Annotated in this window: 1 protein-coding gene and 2 pseudogenes; all 3 read left to right on the top strand. The window is 66.5% G+C overall.

Going from position 1 to position 1,297, the window contains the following annotated elements; genetic code table 11:
* The first annotated feature begins 107 nt into the window (after positions 1 to 107).
* Complete coding sequence (locus M1203_RS38480; RefSeq protein ID WP_249951709.1) at positions 108 to 527, top strand: hypothetical protein; 420 nt, start codon at positions 108 to 110, stop codon at positions 525 to 527.
* Positions 528 to 569: 42 nt separating this feature from the next.
* Positions 570 to 809, top strand: a pseudogene (locus M1203_RS39425) (transposase family protein); the annotation flags it as partial.
* A 133-nt stretch (positions 810 to 942) separates the two neighbouring features.
* Positions 943 to 1,297: pseudogene (locus M1203_RS39420) on the top strand (transposase); the annotation flags it as partial.

Here is a 1,297-nt window from a genome sequence, read left to right as displayed (position 1 = left end):
CTAAGGGTTGTCCCGTAAGCGATCTTCGACCGGTTACGGTCAGAGCCCCGCACACGGGCGACCGAGCCCTGATGGCAGGATGATTGCCCCGACGATCCTGAGGGGCCATGCCCGTGCACGCCCCTGCCGACTACCTCGAACTGGCGCATGCTGAGAACGACACCGCCGTCCTGCATCGACTCTCGCGTTGTCCATACCCCTTCGTCTGGCAGGCGCTGGCCGCCAATCCCTCAACGGCGCCCGGCACGCTGCTGGAACTGAGCACGGCCCATGACAGTGCGTGGAACGACAACAGGCTCCTTCGCCTGCTGGCGGAGCATCCGAGTGCCGACCACGCAGTGCTGCGAGCCGTCCGTGACGCCGTGGCGGCGAAGCTCGCCGAAGGCGAACGACCCTATGCCGCTGTGCTCGCGCTCGCAGGTCGGACAGAACTTCCGGCGGCGGAAGTGAGAGAACTCGGGACTCTGCGTGGGGCTTCTGCTCGTCTGCGCAGTCAGCTGGACCGGCACCTCGGGCTCCGTATTTGATCCGTGCACATCCCGGCCGGCCTCAGATGGAACGATCTTGGTGTGACTGCAGTGATCACGGCGTCGGTGCCGTCCTGGATAGGTCCCTTCACCGGGCTGAGCCCGCGCTGCTTCGGCAAGCTGGTGACCGCCGTGCGGCGCGAGACCGCTGCCGAGCTTCAGCGTGGGCGGCCTTGGGGGCTCCCACTTGAGGATCGCATTCTGCTTGTCACGGCTTACTGGCGCACAAACTTGACGATGCGCCAGATCGCACCGCTGTTCGGCATCTCGAAGTCCGCGGCGGACCGGATCATCGGCCACCTTGGGCCGTTGCTCGCGCTGCAGCCACGCCAGCGGTTCCGCAAAGACAGCGTGCTGATCGTGGATGGCACCCTGGTGCCCACTCGCGACCATGCGGTGGCCGAGCAGTCGAAANGGCATCTCGAAGTCCGCGGCGGACCGGATCATCGGCCACCTTGGGCCGTTGCTCGCGCTGCAGCCACGCCAGCGGTTCCGCAAAGACAGCGTGCTGATCGTGGATGGCACCCTGGTGCCCACTCGCGACCATGCGGTGGCCGAGCAGTCGAAAAACTACCGCTACTCCACAGCCCATCAGGTGGTCATCGACGCCGACACCCGCCTGGTCGTCATGGTCGGCCGGCCCCTGCCCGGCAACCGGCACGACTCCTGCGGCTGGGAAGAATCCGGAGCCAAGGCCGCCGTCGGCAAAACGATGACCATCGCCGACGGCGGCTACCAAGGCACCGGACTGGTCATCCCACACCGCCGAC

The sequence above is a fragment of the Streptomyces sp. 35G-GA-8 genome, assembly GCF_023534745.1.
In the GTDB taxonomy this organism is placed as follows: domain Bacteria; phylum Actinomycetota; class Actinomycetes; order Streptomycetales; family Streptomycetaceae; genus Streptomyces.
This window is presented reverse-complemented; position numbering and strand designations above follow the sequence as displayed.